A 612-nucleotide genomic window follows, 5' to 3' on the forward strand; every position below is an offset into this window, starting at 1 on the left:
GAAAGTGAGGCAATCGAAAAGCTGACCGACACGTATCTGGCCCGCAATCAGATCAATCAAATCCAACAGACGATCTCACCTGCGCAGACGGCTCTGATCCTGCTGGGCGGTGGTTTTTGAACCATTGATGTCAACCAGACACGGTGTGTACGGTATCTCGCGCAAGGCCATAGGTTTACCGATCCGAGATAGTGGGTGGCACAATTTGAGGTTCAACTCTTGCGAAGTAAACTGTCAAATCAGGCATCGGCTGAGGTTTGCAGGGCAAATGATTTGATCGGTTGCGAGACGTTGTGCAGCTTGATCGCCCCTAAAGGGATCGCCTGTTTGCAAACAGGTTCGATATCTTGCGAGACAACAATTCTATGTCCGACGGTTTTGCCATATTCGCCCAATCTGGCAGCGACATTGGCGGCCTGACCGATCACGGTAAAGTCCAACCGTTCGCGCGAGCCCACATTGCCATAGGTCACGCGGCCATAGGCGACACCAATCGAGCAGTCGAAATCATGATCACTTCCGTCACTGCGCAATTCACCCAGTTTTTCGACGATCTCTGTTGCCGAAAGCTGCGCGCTGGATCGGGCTTTGGCGGCATCGTCACCCGCCGGG

1 protein-coding gene is annotated in these 612 nt (G+C 53.4%); it reads right to left on the bottom strand.

Going from position 1 to position 612, the window contains the following annotated elements:
• Window positions 1-239: 239 nt before the first annotated feature.
• Window positions 240-612, bottom strand: a 373-nt coding sequence (locus tag ACR0L4_RS23735; RefSeq protein ID WP_480515678.1) for an adenylate/guanylate cyclase domain-containing protein, incomplete at its 5' end; no start/stop codon positions are given.

Source organism: Ruegeria sp. AB5 (genome assembly GCF_056542645.1).